Annotated in this window: 11 protein-coding genes; 3 read left to right on the top strand and 8 right to left on the bottom strand. The window is 65.6% G+C overall.

The genetic code is table 11. The features are described 5' to 3' along the window. Positions 1 to 289: 289 nt before the first annotated feature. A complete protein-coding gene (locus QTI17_RS34570) occupies positions 290 to 943 on the top strand; it encodes a chemotaxis protein CheB (protein WP_286538683.1) in 654 nt (217 codons plus the stop codon). Between the two features lie 820 nt (positions 944 to 1,763). On the opposite strand, the gene QTI17_RS34565 is transcribed toward QTI17_RS34570, so the two are convergent. From QTI17_RS34565 to QTI17_RS34555, 3 genes are all read right to left on the bottom strand, one after another. Further along, positions 1,764 to 1,997 carry a hypothetical protein gene (locus tag QTI17_RS34565; protein WP_286538681.1) on the bottom strand — a complete coding sequence of 78 codons (234 nt, stop codon included), beginning with the start codon at positions 1,995 to 1,997 and terminating at the stop codon, positions 1,764 to 1,766. Positions 1,998 to 2,442: 445 nt separating this feature from the next. Further along, positions 2,443 to 3,588: an OmpA family protein gene (locus QTI17_RS34560; RefSeq protein WP_286538680.1), complete on the bottom strand. Its 1,146-nt coding sequence runs from the start codon at positions 3,586 to 3,588 to the stop codon at positions 2,443 to 2,445. A 56-nt stretch (positions 3,589 to 3,644) separates the two neighbouring features. Then, the gene (locus QTI17_RS34555) at positions 3,645 to 4,835 is read right to left on the bottom strand and encodes an ice-binding family protein (protein WP_286538679.1); all 1,191 of its coding nucleotides are present in this window, start codon (positions 4,833 to 4,835) and stop codon (positions 3,645 to 3,647) included. Positions 4,836 to 5,206: 371 nt separating this feature from the next. Between QTI17_RS34555 and QTI17_RS34550 the strand changes: the two genes are divergently transcribed. Beyond that, the gene (locus tag QTI17_RS34550) at positions 5,207 to 10,063 is read left to right on the top strand and encodes a PAS domain S-box protein (protein ID WP_286538674.1); all 4,857 of its coding nucleotides are present in this window, start codon (positions 5,207 to 5,209) and stop codon (positions 10,061 to 10,063) included. Positions 10,064 to 10,091: 28 nt separating this feature from the next. On the opposite strand, the gene QTI17_RS35290 is transcribed toward QTI17_RS34550, so the two are convergent. Beyond that, positions 10,092 to 10,358, bottom strand: coding sequence for an SDR family oxidoreductase (locus tag QTI17_RS35290; RefSeq protein WP_503011165.1), 267 nt, complete (start codon positions 10,356 to 10,358; stop codon positions 10,092 to 10,094). A 321-nt stretch (positions 10,359 to 10,679) separates the two neighbouring features. Here QTI17_RS35290 and QTI17_RS34540 point away from each other — a divergent pair, with 321 nt between their 5' ends. Continuing rightward, positions 10,680 to 13,157, top strand: coding sequence for a hybrid sensor histidine kinase/response regulator family protein (locus QTI17_RS34540; protein ID WP_286538672.1), 2,478 nt, complete (start codon positions 10,680 to 10,682; stop codon positions 13,155 to 13,157). Between the two features lie 265 nt (positions 13,158 to 13,422). Here the strand turns inward: QTI17_RS34540 and QTI17_RS34535 are convergent, their stop codons facing one another. From QTI17_RS34535 to QTI17_RS34520, 4 genes are all read right to left on the bottom strand, one after another. Continuing rightward, the gene (locus QTI17_RS34535; protein ID WP_286538670.1) at positions 13,423 to 14,790 is read right to left on the bottom strand and encodes a hybrid sensor histidine kinase/response regulator; all 1,368 of its coding nucleotides are present in this window, start codon (positions 14,788 to 14,790) and stop codon (positions 13,423 to 13,425) included. Between the two features lie 18 nt (positions 14,791 to 14,808). Further along, entirely contained in the window at positions 14,809 to 16,272 is a 1,464-nt protein-coding gene (locus tag QTI17_RS34530) for an ATPase domain-containing protein (protein WP_286538668.1), read from the bottom strand. Then, positions 16,273 to 16,683 (bottom strand): hypothetical protein, encoded by a 411-nt coding sequence (locus QTI17_RS34525; RefSeq protein WP_286538666.1) that lies wholly within the window; start codon positions 16,681 to 16,683, stop codon positions 16,273 to 16,275. A 61-nt stretch (positions 16,684 to 16,744) separates the two neighbouring features. Beyond that, positions 16,745 to 16,967 (bottom strand): DesA/ISL3 alpha bundle tail domain-containing protein (locus QTI17_RS34520; RefSeq protein WP_286538665.1); only part of this gene is annotated, 223 nt, incomplete at its 5' end.

The raw sequence follows: 16,967 nt of genomic DNA, 5'->3' as shown, positions 1-16,967 counted from the left end.
GGCCGTCTCCTGGCGCCGTAGCGCTGTCCAAGTGGTAGTCATCTCCATGCTCCTTAAAAGAGAACTGGAGCCGCTGTTTTACGCTTTCCTCCAGCCCTCCATAGCATCTGCGCAATGACATCGGCAGTCAGGCCGGTGACGGGCAGACGGCCCCCCAATGGAGCGTGGAGCGCGAGTGTCTGGCCGAACTCATGCCGAGCGTGGATGAGACGGTTTGCTTTGGGATCCACAAGGACAAGCGGCAGATTCCCGGGGTACCCCTGGCCGCTTGTTCGGCGTCGCCTGCCACATGAAGCCCATCCAGCTTGCTGTTGAGGCTTGGTCGCGCTCGGGGACTGCCCCCGAGCAACGGCTGCGCGAGCCACGCGACGTCATCGTGATCGGCGCGGCATTGGGCGGCTTGACCGCGCTCTGCAAGGTCACCAGAGGGCTACCGCGCGGGTTCGAGGCTGCAGTCCTCATCTCGCTGGACGTCGCCTCTCAGCCGGCGTCGTCGGTGCTGCAGATACTCGGCAACTATTCGCCATTGCCGGTCGCCTATGCAAATCACGGCGCTTCGGTCCTTCGGGGGCGCATCGTGCTGGCGCCTCTGGGCCATCACATGCGGGTTGCGCAGCCCGGAATCATTGCGCTAGAAGCCTGCGCGGCACTCTCCGACGCCGGGCCGTCGGTAGACGGGCTGTTCAAGACGGCCGCGGGTGTTTATGGCAAGCGACTGATTGGCGTCGTCCTGACCGGCGGCTCCCACGATGGAACCAGCGGATGCATCGCGATCGAAGCTTCGGGTGGTGTTTGTGTGGTCCAGGATCCCGACGAGTCGGTTGACGCCGAGATGCCGTTGGGCGTGATCCGCGGAGATCACCCTGCCTATTGCATCAAGTTTGAACAAATGGCGCCGCTGCTTGTGCGACTCGCGGCAGGCGAATTGCCGCCCATGAGGTGACGGAGCACGGCCGCACAACGGGGCCACTCGATCTGTGTAGCGACACCATGATCCCCATTGTCCTGGTCTGACTGGACCCGAACGGCGACGGCTAGAGGCTCACATCGGCTAAGACCAGACCTCCGGGCCGCGCTCCATCGGTTCGGACACTTTCTGTGCCGCGCGTCCACTTTTTCACGGCGCAAGATAGCCCTAACGGGCAAACTCGGGCTCATGCTCAGGATACTTCTTCTCTTTGTTGCGGTCCTCATGCCGATTGGCCTGATCTACGCGTTCGGCGTATGGAGCCTGTTCGTCCTGTTCGGGGTGGCGGTCGCGACACTGTTGCTATCGACCAGGAAAGCTCGCGGGGCGGAGGCGACTCAGGGCGGCAGTCTCACCGGGTACCACACCACCACGACGGCGAAGTTCTAGGATCCGCCCGCACGCGATCGGCCCAGGGTCAGCTGAGAGCGAGCCAGACAGACATTTGCAGACACAGGCGCCGTGACGACTCAACCGTCCGAGTTTGACTGCCCGAGGCTTGGCATGCGCCGCGACGCTGGATCGACGTCGCCGAGACGGACTCAAGGTGAAGTTGCGCCGGCGCTCTTTCCGCCTTTTTCACGCAGCTACTCCGGGTTGCGCGTGGGTCGCGCGACCGTCGAACTGCCCACGGTGCTCGAGCCAGATCTCGCGTGCGGCCCAGCCCGTGCGTCGCAGCGATTCGAACAGCGCCGATGCCACCGTGCGCTTGATCGACGGCTCGTCACCCTGTCACGAGCGCTGGTGTCGTATCGCCCATTGACATGACGACACACTGGCGGTGCCCGAAGCGGGCCTATGTGCGACAGCACGCCGATGCGAAGTGCGAGCACAGCGCATCCGTCCAGTTCAACTTACTGGCTCCAATCGCAGCTGGCTGCGCCGCCGTCTTGGCTTCGTGGCAATCCTCGCCATGTTCGTCAACAATGGAAATCGAGACGGAGCGCAGCGACACATCGGCAAACGACCCGATGTGAAGCGCCGCTATCCAGGCGAGGGCGATGGCGTGATCTTCGTCGTCGACGATCATCCGTTGATGCGCGACGCGGTGACGATCGCCCTCGGCAGGCTTCGGCGAAGCGAGGAAATCGTCGAGTTCGCATGCCTGCGCGAACTCGCCAAAGGGCTGGCTGCCAGCGGCTGTCCCGGATGTCGTTCTGGATCTGCATCTGCCCGATGCATCCGGATGCTCCGGTGTGCGCCAAGTCCGGCAGCGGTTTCCTGGCGTTCCCCTGGCCGACTATTCGGCGACGCCTGCCGCGCACGCACGGGATGAGCGCATCGAGGCCGGCGCCAACCACTACATTGAAAAAACCGTGAACTCGCAAGGCTGGCGGCTGCGTTGGCGCAACTGCTGACAAACCTTTCCGTGGCGCGATGTCACCACGACGAGCAGGTCCAATGGCGCCAGGCCGCTCGCGGCGTCAACGCCGCCAGTGGAAGCCGGGCCAGCCGGGATTCGTGATGTGCGCCGCTCAGCGCACCCCCGCCACCCCGACCTCGACCCGGCGATCGGGTTGCAGGCAGGCAATCAGCGCGGGGCTCGGCTGGCTGCCCTTGCACTCGCCGGCCTTCGTGACCGGCGCCGTGCTGGCCTTGCCCGTGGCCACGATTTTTCGCGGATCGATCCGGCCGGACTGCGCGAGATAGGCCTTGACGGCCTCGGCCCGTTGCACCGAAAGCCGCTGGTTGTGGCTGACGGAGCCGAGACGGTCGGTATGCCCTTCCACCGTGATCACCTCGAACTGGATCGGGGCCAGGTCGGCGCCGAACCGGTCGAGCGCGACCTTGCCGGGCGCCGTGACCTCGGCCCGATCGAAGCCGAACAGCGAGTCCGCAGAGAAGCTGACCCGACGTATCGGAGCCGCCGCCACCGTCTCAGCCTGGACGGTCGCTGGCGCAACCGCCGCCACCGGCTCGACGTAGGTCGGCGCGCTGCGCACCGGCGCCGCTGCAGAGGCGCCGAATGGAAACACCAGGCTCACCGTGGCCGCGTTGATGTCGCCGCGGTTTCCCACGGCGTCGTTGACCCGGTAGCGTTCGAGCTCGCCGCGGATCAGGAAGCCGGGGCTCACCGCATACTGGATGCCGACGCCGAACTTGTAGTTGGCGTCGCTGCTGCTGGGGTTCAGGGCGGTCACGGCGACCGCGCCACTGCGCGAAAAGGTGTCGCGCGTGCGGCCGTATTGCACCCCCACCCGCCCGAGCACCGACCAGCGCTCGTCCAGGGGAAGTGTGCCCACGAGGTCGAGATTGACCCCCTGGAACTTCGCCTCGCCGGTCAAGATTCCAGTCGGCGTCGTGGTGGCTGCGAACCCGAACTTGCCGAGGTTGAAGTACCCCGCTTCGACGGCCCAGTTCGGAGTGAACTGATAGCCACCGAAGAGCTTGTAGGCGAGCGAACTCTCGTCGCGCGACATGCCGGTGGTGGCAAGGCCCGCGATGCGCAGGCGGGCGACGATGCTCTCGTCGTCGATGCGGGCCTGCGAGCCGCCCAGCGAGACGCCGCCGTAGAAGTAGGGGGCCTCGCGGCCCTGGGCCAGGGCGGAGCCGGCAACCACGCAGCCCAGGCCGGTCAGGCCGGTCAGGCCGAGCATGCGCAGCAGGTGTCGAGGTTTCATCTTGGCTTTCGGGAGGGCAGGCAGAGCGGCCCGGCGAACGAGGCTGTTGCCGGCGTTCACGGGGCCACCACCGTGGTGTTGACCATGGTCACCGAGGCGGCAAGGCCCAGGGCGCGTCCGGTCAGGACGGTCTGCGCGGTCTGGCCCGCGGTGGAGATCGTCACGCCGGCGCCGGCGATGATGGTGCCCACCATGCTGCTGCCGTCTTCGATGCGAGCGGCGCTCGCGACTTGCCAGAACACGTTCTTGGCCTGCGCGCCATTGGTCAGCAGCACGGTGCGGGGCGTGGCGCCCAGCCCGATGGTCAGCGACGAAGGTACTTGGAACACCCACACCGCGTCCGGATTCCCTTGCGCATCCAGCGTGAGGTCGCCGGTCGTGATGGCGAAGGTTCCGCCCGCCGAGGTGTAGACCGCGGGCGGCAGCACGCGTCCACCGAGTTGGCCGGCGCCCGGATCGTTTCCTGCCGGCAAGGCTGCCAGGTCGTCGTAGGCCCGCTGGGCATCGGCTGCCGCCTGCGTGGCGATCGTCATGCCGGCGGCGGTCCCGGGTGCGGGCGGCGCGCAGAAGACGGCGCCGTTGGTCACCGCCCCGCGATTCAAGGGCGTCTCGGTGTAGATGTTCGAAGCGTCATGGAAGCCGGTGATCAAGGTACATGCCGCGGTGGTGCCGAGGTTGCCGTTGACCACGGTGTTGACGCCCTGGTTCGTCACGCCGGCGCCGCCGCCGAATCCGCCGAACAGGCCGGCGCTGCGCAGATCGACCGCGGCGATGCAAGCTTTGGATCCGGTGGTGAAGTCCCAGACGCGATCGGCCGCCAGGGCCATGCCGTCCTTGCCCTTGACGCCCGCGCTGCCCGATTTGATCGTCGCCACGAAGGCGCTGCTGGGCGCAAAGCCCGCCGACGCGGTCGCGACGAAGCGTGCGACCCGCGTGATCGGGTCATAGGTGACGGTGCCCGAGATCGCCGCGCCGTTGCCCACGACCTGGAAGGTGGAGGCGTTGATGGTCGCTGCGTCCATGGCCGTGTCGAACCCGGCACTGACGGTCGTGACCGGGCACAGGCCGGAGGCTCCCAGCGCCGGAGTCACCGACGAAATGGTCGGTGCGACCGGTGCGACCGGTGTGCCCGGTGTGCCCGGTGTGCCCGGTTGTCCGCCGGCGGCGCCGAGACCCGCGGCTCCGGCGGCTCCCGCTCCTGCGCCCGAGGTCTGCCCGACCCCCACGCCACCCAGGATGGGGTTCATCCCGCCGCCACCGCCACCGCCGCCGCAAGCGGCAAGCGCGCAGGCCAAAAGCAGCGGAAAGATCCGCGGAATCAATTTGAATCGTGTAGGGAAATGGCTCATGAATAGTCTATTTGCGAAGAATGGGGGGGTGGAAGCGCGCGGCCTGCCAGCCGCCGTCGTCCGAAAGGGAAGCGTAGGGCCGTGGTCCCGTCCGACCTATCCGTACGCGCACGTAGGTCGCGGGAATAGTTCACACATACCGATTGAGCGGACAATGGGCGACGCCTTCGCCTCCGCAGGCGCTCGCGGAGTTCCCGCACTGGAGAAGGGTTGCTGGAATGACTCCGTGGGCATCGAATCGGGCAGCCCCGAACAACGCGACGCCGCGCGTGGCGCTGCTCGACGCGCAGGGGCTGGTCCTCTGCGTGGACTCCGAGTGGGCGCTTCTTGCCGCGTCAAGTGGGGCTGCGCCCTTCTACAGCGGGGTGGGCTCCGACTACCCCGAGCAGTACGCGACCATGGTCAGCGGCGCGCCGGAGGCGGCGGCGGACGCGGTCCGGGGAATGCGCTCGGTCCTGAAGGGGACGACGCAGAAATTCTCGTGGGACTACACCTGGGATTCGCCGCTCGGGCGCCAGCCGTGCCGCATGAGCGTGACGTCGCTGCAGGGCCCGGCAGGCGGCGCGGTCGTGACGCATGTCGACGTCGATGTCGTCGACGAACCACGAAGCGCGAGCCAGGACGCGGCGCATCGCATGCTGAGGACGCTGGTCGACGCCTCGCCCGACATGATCTATGCCCTGGACACGGAAGAGCGCCTGGTGATGTGCAACCGCGAAGCGCTGCGTCAGCTCGGCGCGGACCGGGAGCGCGACCTGGAGGGCAAGTCGGTTCATGACCTCATGCCCGCTGCAGGGGCGGAAGCCGCGCAGGCCGAGAACCAGCGTGTGCTGGGTGGAAAGCCCGTGCTCGATCGCGATCGGCGGCACGTCGATCTCGCCGGCGTGCCCCACTGGCAACGCACCATCAAGGTTCCGCTGCGCGATGCCGACGGCGCGGTCATCGGCTTGATCGGCATCCACCGGAACATCTCGGATCACAAGAGGGCGCAGGAGGAGACGCGAGAAATCGCCGATCGGCTGGGGACCACCCTCGAACGCCTGCCCGACGGCTTCTGCACCATCGATCGCGAGTGGCGCATCACCTACCTGAACGAGCAGGCCCGACGCCTGCTCGGGCACGCCCGCACCGACCTGCTCGGCCGAACGGTGTGGAACGCTTTGCCGGAGCTCGCGGGTACGCCGTTCGAGCCGGCATTGCGCCAATCGATGGAACTCGAGACCACGGTGCAGGTCGTCGAGCGACTGTCTTTGCGCAGTCGCTGGTTCGAAGTCCGGATCCATCCGTCGCGCAGGGGGCTCTCCGTCTACATCCGCGACGTGACCCGCCAGCGCCGCTTGAACGAGAAACTGGAACTCGGCCGAATGCGCCTGATGGCCGCGCAGACCGTCGAAAAGATCGGCAGCTGGATCACCGATCTTGCGACCGGGACGGTCGAATGGTCCGACGAGACGCACCGGATCTTCGACACCGATCCGCTGGGCTTCGCGCCTACGCATGCCGGCTTTCTGCAACGCGTGCACCCCGATGACCGGGCCAGGATCGAGGCCATCTTCACAGCGTCGCTGCAGGAGCCGAAGGCCCAGGGCATCACCCACCGGGTGCTGTTGCCGAACGGCGCCATGAAAACCGTCGAGGAACGCTGGCAAGTGTACTTCGACGCCCACGGCAAGCCGATCCGCGTGCTCGGGACGTGCCAGGACGTGACCGAGCGGGCGCATGCCGAACAGAGACTTCAGGAGAGCCGGCTGATGCTGAAGCTGGCTGGCAAGATGGGTCGCATCGGCGCCTGGATGGCCGACCTGGACGAGGACAGGGCCCTCTGGTCGGACGAGGTCTGCGCGATTCACGGCGTACCTCCCGGGACGTCCCCGAGCATTGTCGAGGCCATGGCCTTCTATGCCCCCGAGTCGATCGTTGCCGCATCGAACGCCTTCATCGCTTGCGCCCAGCAGGGGGTGGCTTGCGACATGGAGTTCGAAATCATCGCCGCCACGGGCCGGCGGGTGTGGGTTCGCGTGATTGCCGAGGCAATCAGGGATGAGAACGGAAGCATCCGGCGGGTGCAAGGCGCATTCCAGGATCTCTCCGAGCGCAAGCGCACGGAAGAAAGTGCCCGGCGCCTTTCGGAGCGTCTCACGACCACGCTTGAAACTCTCTCCGACGGTTTCCTGGCGCTCGATGCGAACTGGCGCCTCAGCTACGTCAACCCGAGGGCCGAGCAGATGCTCCAGCGCCCGGGCGGCGAACTGACAGGCCAGGTCTTCTGGAAATGCATCCCGGGATCTCTGGGGAGAGAATTCGAAGCCTCTTATCGAAGCGCCATGTCGCAGCGAATGGCGGCCACGTTCGAGACCTTCTTCATGCCGCTGAATGCGTGGCTGCGGGTCAACATCTATGCCTTCGAGGAAGGCCTTTCGGTGTACCTCCGGGACGTGACCGCCGAGCGCGGGGCGCGCCAGCAACTCGAGCTCCTGGAGGCGAGCGTCGCCCAACTCAACGATGTCGTGCTGATCACCGACAACCTGGTCGACGGCCCGGGACCGCGGATCGTGTTCGTCAACGATGCCTTCGAGCGCATCACGGGCTACGGGCGCGAAGAAGTCCTGGGACGATCGCCGCGCTTCCTGCAGGGTCCGATGACGGAGCGCGCCGAACTCGACCGCATACGTGCAGCCTTGGCGCGCAGCGAGCCCGTGCATGCCGAACTGCTGAACTACACCAAGTCGGGAGACGAATACTGGGTCGAGCTGGACATCGTGCCGGTCGGTGCCGAAGGGGCCCATCCCGGCCACTTCGTCGCGATCCAGCGCGACATCAGCGATCGCAAGCGTGACCAGAGCGAGCTGCGCGAGATCAACACGGCGCTCGAGACGCGGGTGCAGGTGCGCACGGCCGAGCTCAGTCTGGCGCTGGACGCCGCCGAGCAGGCAAATCGGGCCAAGTCCGCCTTCCTGGCCGCGATGAGTCATGAGATCCGCACGCCGATGAACGGCGTGATCGGCATGATCGACGTGCTGGCGCAGGGCAGCCTCCAGCCCGATCAGCGCGAAACCGTCCATATTGCTCGCGATTCGGCAACGTCGTTGCTCGCGCTCGTCGACGACGTCCTCGACTTCTCCAAGATCGAGGCCGGGCGTTTCAGCGTCGACCTGGAGCCCATGGCCATCGCCGCCGTGATCGAAGGCGTGCGCGCCACGCTGGCACCCGCCGCATCGAAGGGTGGCGTGGCCTTGACCGTGTCCATGGATGCCGCTGTGCCTTCGAAGGTGTACGGCGATGCCGCGCGCCTGCGCCAGGTTCTGCTCAACGTCGTCGGCAACGCGATCAAGTTCAGCAGCCAGCCGGGGCCTGCCGGCCGGGTGGCGCTGGGCGTCTCGCTGGTCGAAAGGGCCAACGCCGTCTCGATGACGGAGTTCCAGGTCACCGACAACGGCATCGGCATGGACGAGCACATGCTGTCACGGCTGTTCACGCCCTTCAGCCAGGCGGACAGCAGCACGACGCGGCGCTTCGGCGGCACCGGACTGGGGTTGAGCATTTCGCATGCCCTGGTGGAAATGATGGGAGGCCGGATCGAAGCGCGCAGCCAGCCCGGGCTCGGTTCGACTTTCACGGTGACGCTGCCATTTCGCACGCGGGCGATCGATGGCGTCGATCCGGGCAGCTATCCGGCGCTCGCGGACGCGGCGCCGCCTTCGGCAAGATTCGTGGGCGCCGCGGCTTCGGCTTCGAGCGGCCCGTCCATCAGGCCACGGGTGCTGGTGGCGGAGGACAACGAAACCAACGAGCTCGTCTTGCGCAAGCAACTGTCGCTGATGGGCTTTGCGACCGATGTCGGGCGAAACGGCCGCGAGGCGCTCGAGCTGCTGCGGCGCAACGACTATTCGCTGCTGTTGACCGACCTTCACATGCCGGTCATGGATGGCTACGAGCTGGCGGCCACGATTCGCGCCGAGGAAGAGGGCCTGCGGCGCATGCCGATCATTGCGCTGACGGCCGATGCGCGCTCGGGTGACGCACGGCATTGCCTGGACGTCGGCATCGACGAGTGCCTGATCAAGCCCCTGCCGTTCGAGACCTTGAAGGCGACCCTGCTGAGGTATGTGGAGGACCCACCCGGGACAAAGACGGCGCCTGGGGAAACGCAGGGACCTTCATCCGGAGGCGAACCGCCGGTCAACCTGAGCGTCCTGGCCTCATTGATCGGCGACGACCCGGCGGCGACCGCCGAAGTGTTGCAGGCCTTTCGGGCAAGCGCCGCGCGGGTGGGCACGGAACTGGCCCATGGCGTCCGGACCGGCTTGCGCCAGGTGGTCCTGGACGCGGTCCACAAGCTCAGGTCGGGCGCCCTGGCGATCGGGGCGATCCGCCTCGCCGACCTTTGCGTCGCGACCGAAAGCAGTGCCCGAAACGACAACGACGCCACCTTGCTGTCGCTGCTGGTGCGGCTCGAGACCGAAGTGCGCGACATTGATCAGTTTCTCGCACTGCGCGCCGAGCCGCCGGATTCAGCCGCCCGCCTGCGGGTCCTGGTGGTCGACGACGACGAGCTCATGCGCGCCGCGCTGAAGCGAATGCTGGTGGGGGCCGGTTTCAGGACTGAAGTCTTTTCTTCGGCCGAGGACCTGCTTTCCCATGGAGACCTGACGCCGCCGGGCGTCTTGCTGCTGGACGTGAAGATGCCGGGCATGTCCGGCATCGCATTGCAGGCGGAACTGCGCGAGCGTCGCGTCGGCTTGCCGGTGATGTTCCTCACGGGGGCTTCCGAGATTCCGTTGGCCGTGGAGGCCATGCGCAATGGCGCGGTTGATTTTCTCGAGAAGCCGGTCGAACGCGCCGATCTGGTCCAGCGCGTTCGCCGCGCCTCGATGCTGGGCCAGGCAGCCGCCGCAGCGCCGGCCGCGGCGGCCGATCATGAGCGCCGCCTCGCCACGCTCACGCCACGCGAGCGTGAAGTCCACGATTGCCTGGTCACCGGCTTGACGAGCAAGCTGATCGCCATCGAGCTCGGCGGCAGTTTCCGGACGGTGGAGACGCATCGGGCCCGTGTCATGTCCAAGATGGGCGCGGCTCACCTCGCTCATCTGGTCAGGATGGCGGTCGACGCCCGGGCCGCGCCTTAGCGACGGCGGCCCGCGGTCACGCGCTGCCTCAGAAGTTGCTCATGCCGCCGTCGATCACCAGCTCGCTGCCGACCGTGAACTTCGACTCGTCCGAGGCGATGAAGACCACCGCCTTGGCGATTTCCGAGGGCTCGCCGCAGCGGCCGGGCGGACGTGGCCCAGGATGGCGCCGGCCATCTTGTCGAGATCGGCCGCCGCCAGGCCCAGCTTGCCGTAGAACGGCGTTGGTATCCGGCCCGGGCTGACCGCGTTGACGCGGATGCCGCCGCCGATGCGGCGAAACGTCGAGGCCGATGGGAGGTGTTGACCGTCAGGGCCTGCCAGGCACTGGGTGCATCTTCACCATCAAGCTTCCGCGCAGGCAGCTTCATGAGCGGGCCAAGTCATCCGGAACGTTCACCGAGATGGGGCGTCTGTCCTACGTTTCATCGTGCGCAGAATCGATACGCTGGCTTTTGCAAGCTATCAGCCGACTATCTCGTCCGGTCAGCTCTATCTCGGAGTTCCTTCATGCACTCGGACGCAGGCCATTTCGACGGCGGCAGGACGGCGGCCGCATTGGCGTCCTCCGCACGCCCCGGGCCGGTGGTGGCCTATGGGCTGCGGGGCGTCCGCCGTGGCTGAGGCGACCAAGCTCATCCACGTGCGTCGAATCACGTTCGCAGCACTGGCAGGCGCCTTCGCGGTGATCGCCAGGGCAGTCATGCAGCCTGTATGGGGAGACGAAGTTCCCTTTGGGCTCGCCTTTCCGACGATCGTCGCCACAGGTCTCCTCTGGGGTACGCCGTCAGCAGTCGTCGCGGCAGGGGTCTGCGCCCTGGGGGTGTGGATGCCGTCCATACCGCCAACGATTGACGGGCCTCATCAGCTGGCCTACTTCGGCTGGTTTGCAGCCGCTGCGCTTTGCACCGCGGTCCTTTGCGGTTACCTTCGAGGGCGCCGCGCGAGCACCGCGTCGATCGACCTTATTCGCCCTCCTGATACGCCCCTCGGAGCGTGGCTGCGGACCGTCCTCTGGGGCGCCCTCCTGGTACCGCTGGCAGCCTTCGTCGCGGCTTCCTGGTGGAGCCTGGACCGGGCTGAAGCTGCATCTGCTGCCAATCTTTCGCACGCCTCGAATCTTGCTTTTCGACATGCAGAACGGACGTTCGCCATCGCACAGGAGATCGCGCGACGCGCCGACCAAGCATCTCAGTTTCCGGAAGAAGAGATCCGAGCGCGCGAACCCGAGATCCATCTCAGGCTTTCGGACATGGCGGCAGGCCTCAGTTCCGTGGTCAACGCCAATGTCTGGGACAAATCGGGCGCCATCCTGGCGCGCAGCGATCGTTACCCCGTGGACCCCGGCTTCACGATCGCGGACCGCCAGTATTTCCAGCAGTTGCGGGCGTCGCCTACGCCGGTGGCCATCAGCGAGGTGCTGGTCGGCCGCCAGTCTGGCACTCGAGTTGTGAGCGTGGCGATCCGTAGAAGCGTCCCGGAGGGATCCTTCGACGGTATCGTGACCGTCACCTTGGCGCCCGGCTACTTCAGAGATTACTACCGTTCCCTCGCCCACGAGGAGCCCACGCTGGCCACATTCGCGCTGGTGCGCACCGACGGCGCCATCCTCGCCCGCTGGCCTGACGACTCAGCAAGCACACACCTGCCCCAGGACGGTCCGTTGATGCGGTTGCTGAGCACGGGCCCTGATACCGGCCGCCTCACGATCGCCGCCGACGGAGGACGGGGCACCCAAATTGTGCAGATCGAGCGGGTCGGAGGTCTGCCGGTCTACGTTGTTGCAGGGATCAGCCGCTCCGCCATGCTAGGTAACTGGGCGCGAGTCGTGGGCGTTCTGGCCGCGATAATTTTGCCGATCACCGCCGGCCTGGTCTACGTTACGTGGGTGGCACTGCGCAAGACCCGCAAGGAGGCTTCGGTATCTGCCGAGCTTCGAGAGCAGATCCAGGCACGCGCGGAAGCGGAGCGACGAATGCTCGAAGCCCAACGGCTCGAAACGCTGTCCTTCGTGACAGGTAGCGTGGCCCACGATTTCAACAACCTGCTCGCGGTGATCTCGTCGAGTGTGCATGTCCTGAAGATCCGCCGGCCGGAAGTGGCAAGCGACAAGACGCTGGCAGCCATCTCTCGTTCGGTGCAGGGCGGCGTGCGTCTGACCCGCCAGCTGCTTTCTTTCTCCAAGAAGCAGGCGCTTCGACCGGAGGTCATCCGATTTCAGACTTGGCTCCCGGCCGCGGACGCTTTGATGCGCAGCACCGTCGGCTCTCCCGTCAGCTGGACGTCCCTGGTGGATGCAGATACGAGGCAGGTCAGGGTCGACCCGGCGGAGCTTGAACTGGCCCTTCTCAATGTCGTCCTCAATGCCAAGCTTGCCATGCCACAGGGCGGCAAGCTCAGCGTGCATGTGTCCAACGACGAGAAGGCGCCTCTAGACGCCCCAATGGTCATTGTTTGCGTCATCGACGACGGCGAGGGGATTCCGCCAGAGGTGCTGCCGAAGGTCTTCGCGCCGTTCTTTACGACGCGTGAGCGCGGCGTGGGCTCAGGGCTCGGATTGACGCAGGTTCAGGCCTTCTGCGTCCAGTCGGGCGGACGCGCCACGATCGTCAGTGAACTCGGTCAGGGCACCACCGTGTGCATGCACCTGCCGGCCACGTCCGATGCCAACACGGAATCCTCTGAAGTCACATCGGCCGCCTCGCGGCGGTTGCAGGCTCGGCTCCTGCTGGTCGAGGACAACGAAGAAGTGGGGGCGACCACGGAGCAAATGCTACAGAGTTCCGGGGTGTCGGTGGCGCGCGTGGCCAGCGCCGACGCGGCGCTCGACTATCTTGTCAAGGCGAATCCCTTCCCTGAAATCGTGCTGAGCGACATCGCGATGCCCGGTTCCATGAACGGCATCGGCCTGGCGCTGGAACTGCGTCGTCTCTATCCGACGCTGCCCGTCATTCTGCACACGGGCTACGCAGAGCAGATCGACGAAGGAACCGCAAAGGGATTGCGGGTCTTTCACAAGCCGGTCCCACCCGATGTCCTGCTGGCGGAACTGGACGCACTGCTGCGCGGAACCGGCCCCGCCGCTATGGGCTAGCCCGGCTGGGGCGCGCAAGGAAGGTCGGGTCCGTGAGCACGTTGAGCAGACCGGCCGGACACATCCAGTCGCGGTAAGCCGTCGAGCGTCGTCCACAACGCCGCGTGCGCCTGGCTGCAAATGGGCCGGTAGCCTTAGTTCGAGGTCCAGGATCGATTGCGTGCTTCACATCACTGCTGTTCGAACACCGGCGCGCACCGACCGCAACGCTGAGCGGCCATTGCCACGCCGCGGTTGAGCCGAAGGTCGGACCTCTTAGACGCGTCTACGACTCACCCCGCGCGATCCCGGCTTGTCCTATGAGTTTGAGCAAGACATCGAAATCGACCGGTTTGGCCACGTGATGATCGAACCCTGCTGCTAGCGCGCGTTGCCGGTCTTCCGGACCTTCGTAGCCTGTGAGCGCGATCAACATCAGCGACGGATCGCCCATCGCGCGACTTTGCCGCAGCCGCCGCGCGACCTCATAGCCATTCATGACGGGAAGACCGATGTCGCACACCACGATCTGGGGCCGCTCGTGCTCGAAGGCAAGCAGAGCGCTTGCCCCGTCCAGAGCGACTTTGACCTCATAGCCAGACATCTCCAACAGCATAGACAACAGGACGCCCGCGTCGACGTTGTCGTCAACGATCAAGATTCGAGCTGGAACGAAGGTGGGCTTGGGCGTCTGCTCCTTGGCCCGTTCAGCCGGCTTTCTCACGCGCGGCAGGATGACGGTGAACTCGCTGCCTGCACCAATGCCGGCACTTTTTGCTGTGACCGTCCCGCCATGCCGGTCAACCATGGCGCGCACCACAGTGAGCCCAATGCCGAGGCCACCCTGGCTGCGACTCAGAGAACGTTCTTCCTGCGCGAACAAGTCAAAGATATGAGGCAGCGTTTCCGCCGCGATGCCGCTACCGGTATCCGTCACGCGGATCACCACCTTGTCCCGATCGGGTCTGGCGATCAAGGCGATGTGACCGCCCTCTGGCGTGTACTTGGCCGCGTTGTGAAGCAGATTTCCGATGATCTGCGCCAAACGCGTCAAGTCTCCGTCCACATACATGGGGCTGACTGGCATGTCGAGGGTGAGATGCTGACGCTGCGAATCAATGAGTCCGCGGTACATCTCAACGGCCTGGTCGACGAACTCGCTCACCTTGACCGTCTGCCGCTGCAAAGTAACTTTGCCGCTCGTCACTCGCGACGCGTCGAGCAAATCGTCCAGCAGGCGCGCCATGTGTTCGACCTGACGACGCACTACTTCACGGATGGTCGTCACACGCGGATCGACAGTGTCAAGGCGCTCCAGCAAGGCGACGGCGCTCCGAATCGGCGCCAAGGGATTGCGCAGTTCATGCGCAAGCATCGCCAAGAACTCGTCCTGTCGGTGCTTCGCGTTCTGTGCCGCTTCCTCCAGCTTTTCGGCCGCAAGCGTGGCCATGACCAGATGTTCGTTTGCCTCCCTCAGATTCTCGCTGAGGGTCTCGGCGGTCGCCCGTGTCAGCTCCCACGCGCGCATGTCCTCCTCGCGGCGGGCTAGCGCTCGCTCGCGAATCGCGAGGGACTGTCGTCGCGGGCTCAAACTTCCATCATCGCTCTCAGGTCGACCTGGAGAGTCTGCGGAGTCTGCGAGTTCGGCAGTCATGGTGGATGGAAGATAACCTTATGACGGGAGCGGATGACCGGTCAACAACCCCACCATGCCGGGGGTGGGCTGGCCGATCACGATGCCGCGATCGGTGATCTCGTAAGGTCGAAGTTCATGGCTGTGGTCGCTGTTGCGAATCTTGACCACGGCCATGACGCGCTTGAGCTGACCTTCGAGCTCGACGTAGCGCTGCACGATGATCGCGTCCGTGAGAAATGCCGCGCCGTAGGGGCTGAAGCGCAGGTCGGTATAGCGGTCTTCCAACTCGGAAATCATCAGGACGGCGGCCCCCATGCCTGTCAGCACCGCAATCATCCGATGCAGCGACTCCCGGAAATCTTCCCGGAAGCTTGGCGCCAACGCGAGCTCGAACCCCGAGATGGAATCGATGACGACGCGCGTTGCGCCGGTGCGCCCGATCAGTTCGGTCAACGCATGGAGGGTCTCGTCTATCGACAGGTCGAGCGCGCGCGTATCGATGATGCCCACCTCGCCACTGGCGATCAGCTCATCCAGTCGCACCTGATGCGATCGCGCTGGAGTTTTCTCGAAGGCCGCGATGACGCCCTTTTCACCCGCCCTCGCCCCCTCCGCCAGGAAGGCTGCGGCAAGCTGCGACTTGCCCGAGCCGGAGGGACCTGCGACCAGCAACGAATAGCCAACCGGTAGCCCGCCCCCCATCAACTCGTCCAACAGTGGCACGCCCATGGAGAGACGAGCGGGAGCAGTGCCGAGGCGGCCGGAGGTGCCACTGTCGGGCAGCGTTGCTTTCACGGCGATTGTGCGGGGAAAGATCTGGACGCCGTCGTCGCTGATGCGAAAGGTATGCAGGCCTGGAATGGTCGCGTGGCCTCGCATCTTCATGATCTGAAGCTTGCGAACGACCGAATTCCGCTCGATGGACTGGGCCATCCACACGATGCCGTCCGCGACGGTGAAGATGGGGTTGGCTTCGCTCTCGAAAGCGACGTACTCCCCGATCAGGAAGGTCGTGGCCTCCCACGTCGTCAACAGCATGCCGAGACGCTGCACGAAGTGCTGCAGGTCCATCTCATCCCTGCCGGCGCTCTTTGCCGACTGGATGACCGATCGAAACGAGTCCACCATCACCAGGGACGGCCCGAAACGCTCGACCTCTTCCACGATCCGGTTCAGGACGCGGTCGTAGTCACCGGCCACGATTTCATCAGCCAGGTTGATGAACCGAATCGAGTCGTTGACCTTGGCAGCGTCGAAGAAGTTGTACTGCTGCTGGTAGCGCAGCATCTTCAGTGGTGGCTCACCAAGGACGGTGAAGAAGATGGCGCGCCGGTCCGGGTTGGCGAGCGCGAACATGATCTGGTGCGCGAGGGTCGTCTTGCCCGACCCTGGTGCTCCCGCGATCAGGTTGAAAGAAAATTCCGCCAGCCCGCCGCCGAGCAGCGCGTCCAGGCCCGGCACGCCGGTGGGCAGTCGTCGGATGACAACCTTGTTGGTCATTTAGAGGTTCTCCTGGGAGGACTGGTCAGCACCGTGCGTGCTCCAAGCCGAAATCAACATGCGGAGGGTCAATGGTTCGCCGATCAGGGAAATGAGGTGATCGACCAGAGCAAAAATAAGGGTCTCCCCTGCGAACAAGCATTCAGCGGTAGAACGCGCCGCCAGGTCGTCGTGCAACGCCTTGAGCAAAGTTTCGGGCGCGGCGGCGGGTGGCGCGGTCCAATCCAGCTTCGAGCGCGTGCGATGTACGGCGTGCACAACCAGTGCCGCCGACGCCTGAGCGCCCACAACCAATGCAAGCTCGGCGTGAAGCAGACGCAAAACGGTGATCGTGGCCTCAGCAATGGGGCCCGGTCCAGAGCCGTCGCCGTAGCGTTCAGAAAGCGCCTGCTTGATGATGTCTTCGCGCATGGCCCTCCGGTTTGGCTGTGAACAAGGCATTCTCCCGCAATTCGGGCCGGGGGCCAGCTTTTCAGCCGCGCGCTGCACGCAGGCGGGTCGAGAACTCGCGCAGGCCGGCGATGCCGCTGGCCTCGGCGCGGTGGCACCAGGCGGCGAGGTCGGCCGCCAGCTGCTCGCGCGAATTCGAGGTGTTGAGCCACAACTGGCGCAGCTCTTCGCGCATGGTCACCATCTTGTCGAGCACCGGGTGGGCCGCGCGGGCCTGGACCAGGTTCGAGCGCGCAGCAGCCGGC

The organism is Variovorax sp. J31P179 (genome assembly GCF_030316985.1).
In the GTDB taxonomy this organism is placed as follows: Bacteria; Pseudomonadota; Gammaproteobacteria; order Burkholderiales; family Burkholderiaceae_C; genus Variovorax; species Variovorax ginsengisoli_B.
Note: the sequence above shows the minus strand (reverse complement) of the source record. Positions and strands in the feature narration are given on the sequence as shown.

What these genes read in the sequence shown, in the direction of transcription:
- QTI17_RS34555 (WP_286538679.1), bottom strand. Translation starts at nt 4,835, where the DNA reads ATGAACCCCATCCTGGGTGGCGTGGGGGTCGGGCAGACCTCGGGCGCA.
- QTI17_RS34530 (WP_286538668.1), bottom strand. Translation starts at nt 16,272, where the DNA reads ATGACCAACAAGGTTGTCATCCGACGACTGCCCACCGGCGTGCCGGGC.
- QTI17_RS34535 (WP_286538670.1), bottom strand. Translation starts at nt 14,790, where the DNA reads ATGACTGCCGAACTCGCAGACTCCGCAGACTCTCCAGGTCGACCTGAG.
- QTI17_RS34570 (WP_286538683.1), top strand. Translation starts at nt 290, where the DNA reads ATGAAGCCCATCCAGCTTGCTGTTGAGGCTTGGTCGCGCTCGGGGACT.
- QTI17_RS34565 (WP_286538681.1), bottom strand. Translation starts at nt 1,997, where the DNA reads ATGATCGTCGACGACGAAGATCACGCCATCGCCCTCGCCTGGATAGCG.
- QTI17_RS34560 (WP_286538680.1), bottom strand. Translation starts at nt 3,588, where the DNA reads ATGAAACCTCGACACCTGCTGCGCATGCTCGGCCTGACCGGCCTGACC.
- QTI17_RS34525 (WP_286538666.1), bottom strand. Translation starts at nt 16,683, where the DNA reads ATGCGCGAAGACATCATCAAGCAGGCGCTTTCTGAACGCTACGGCGAC.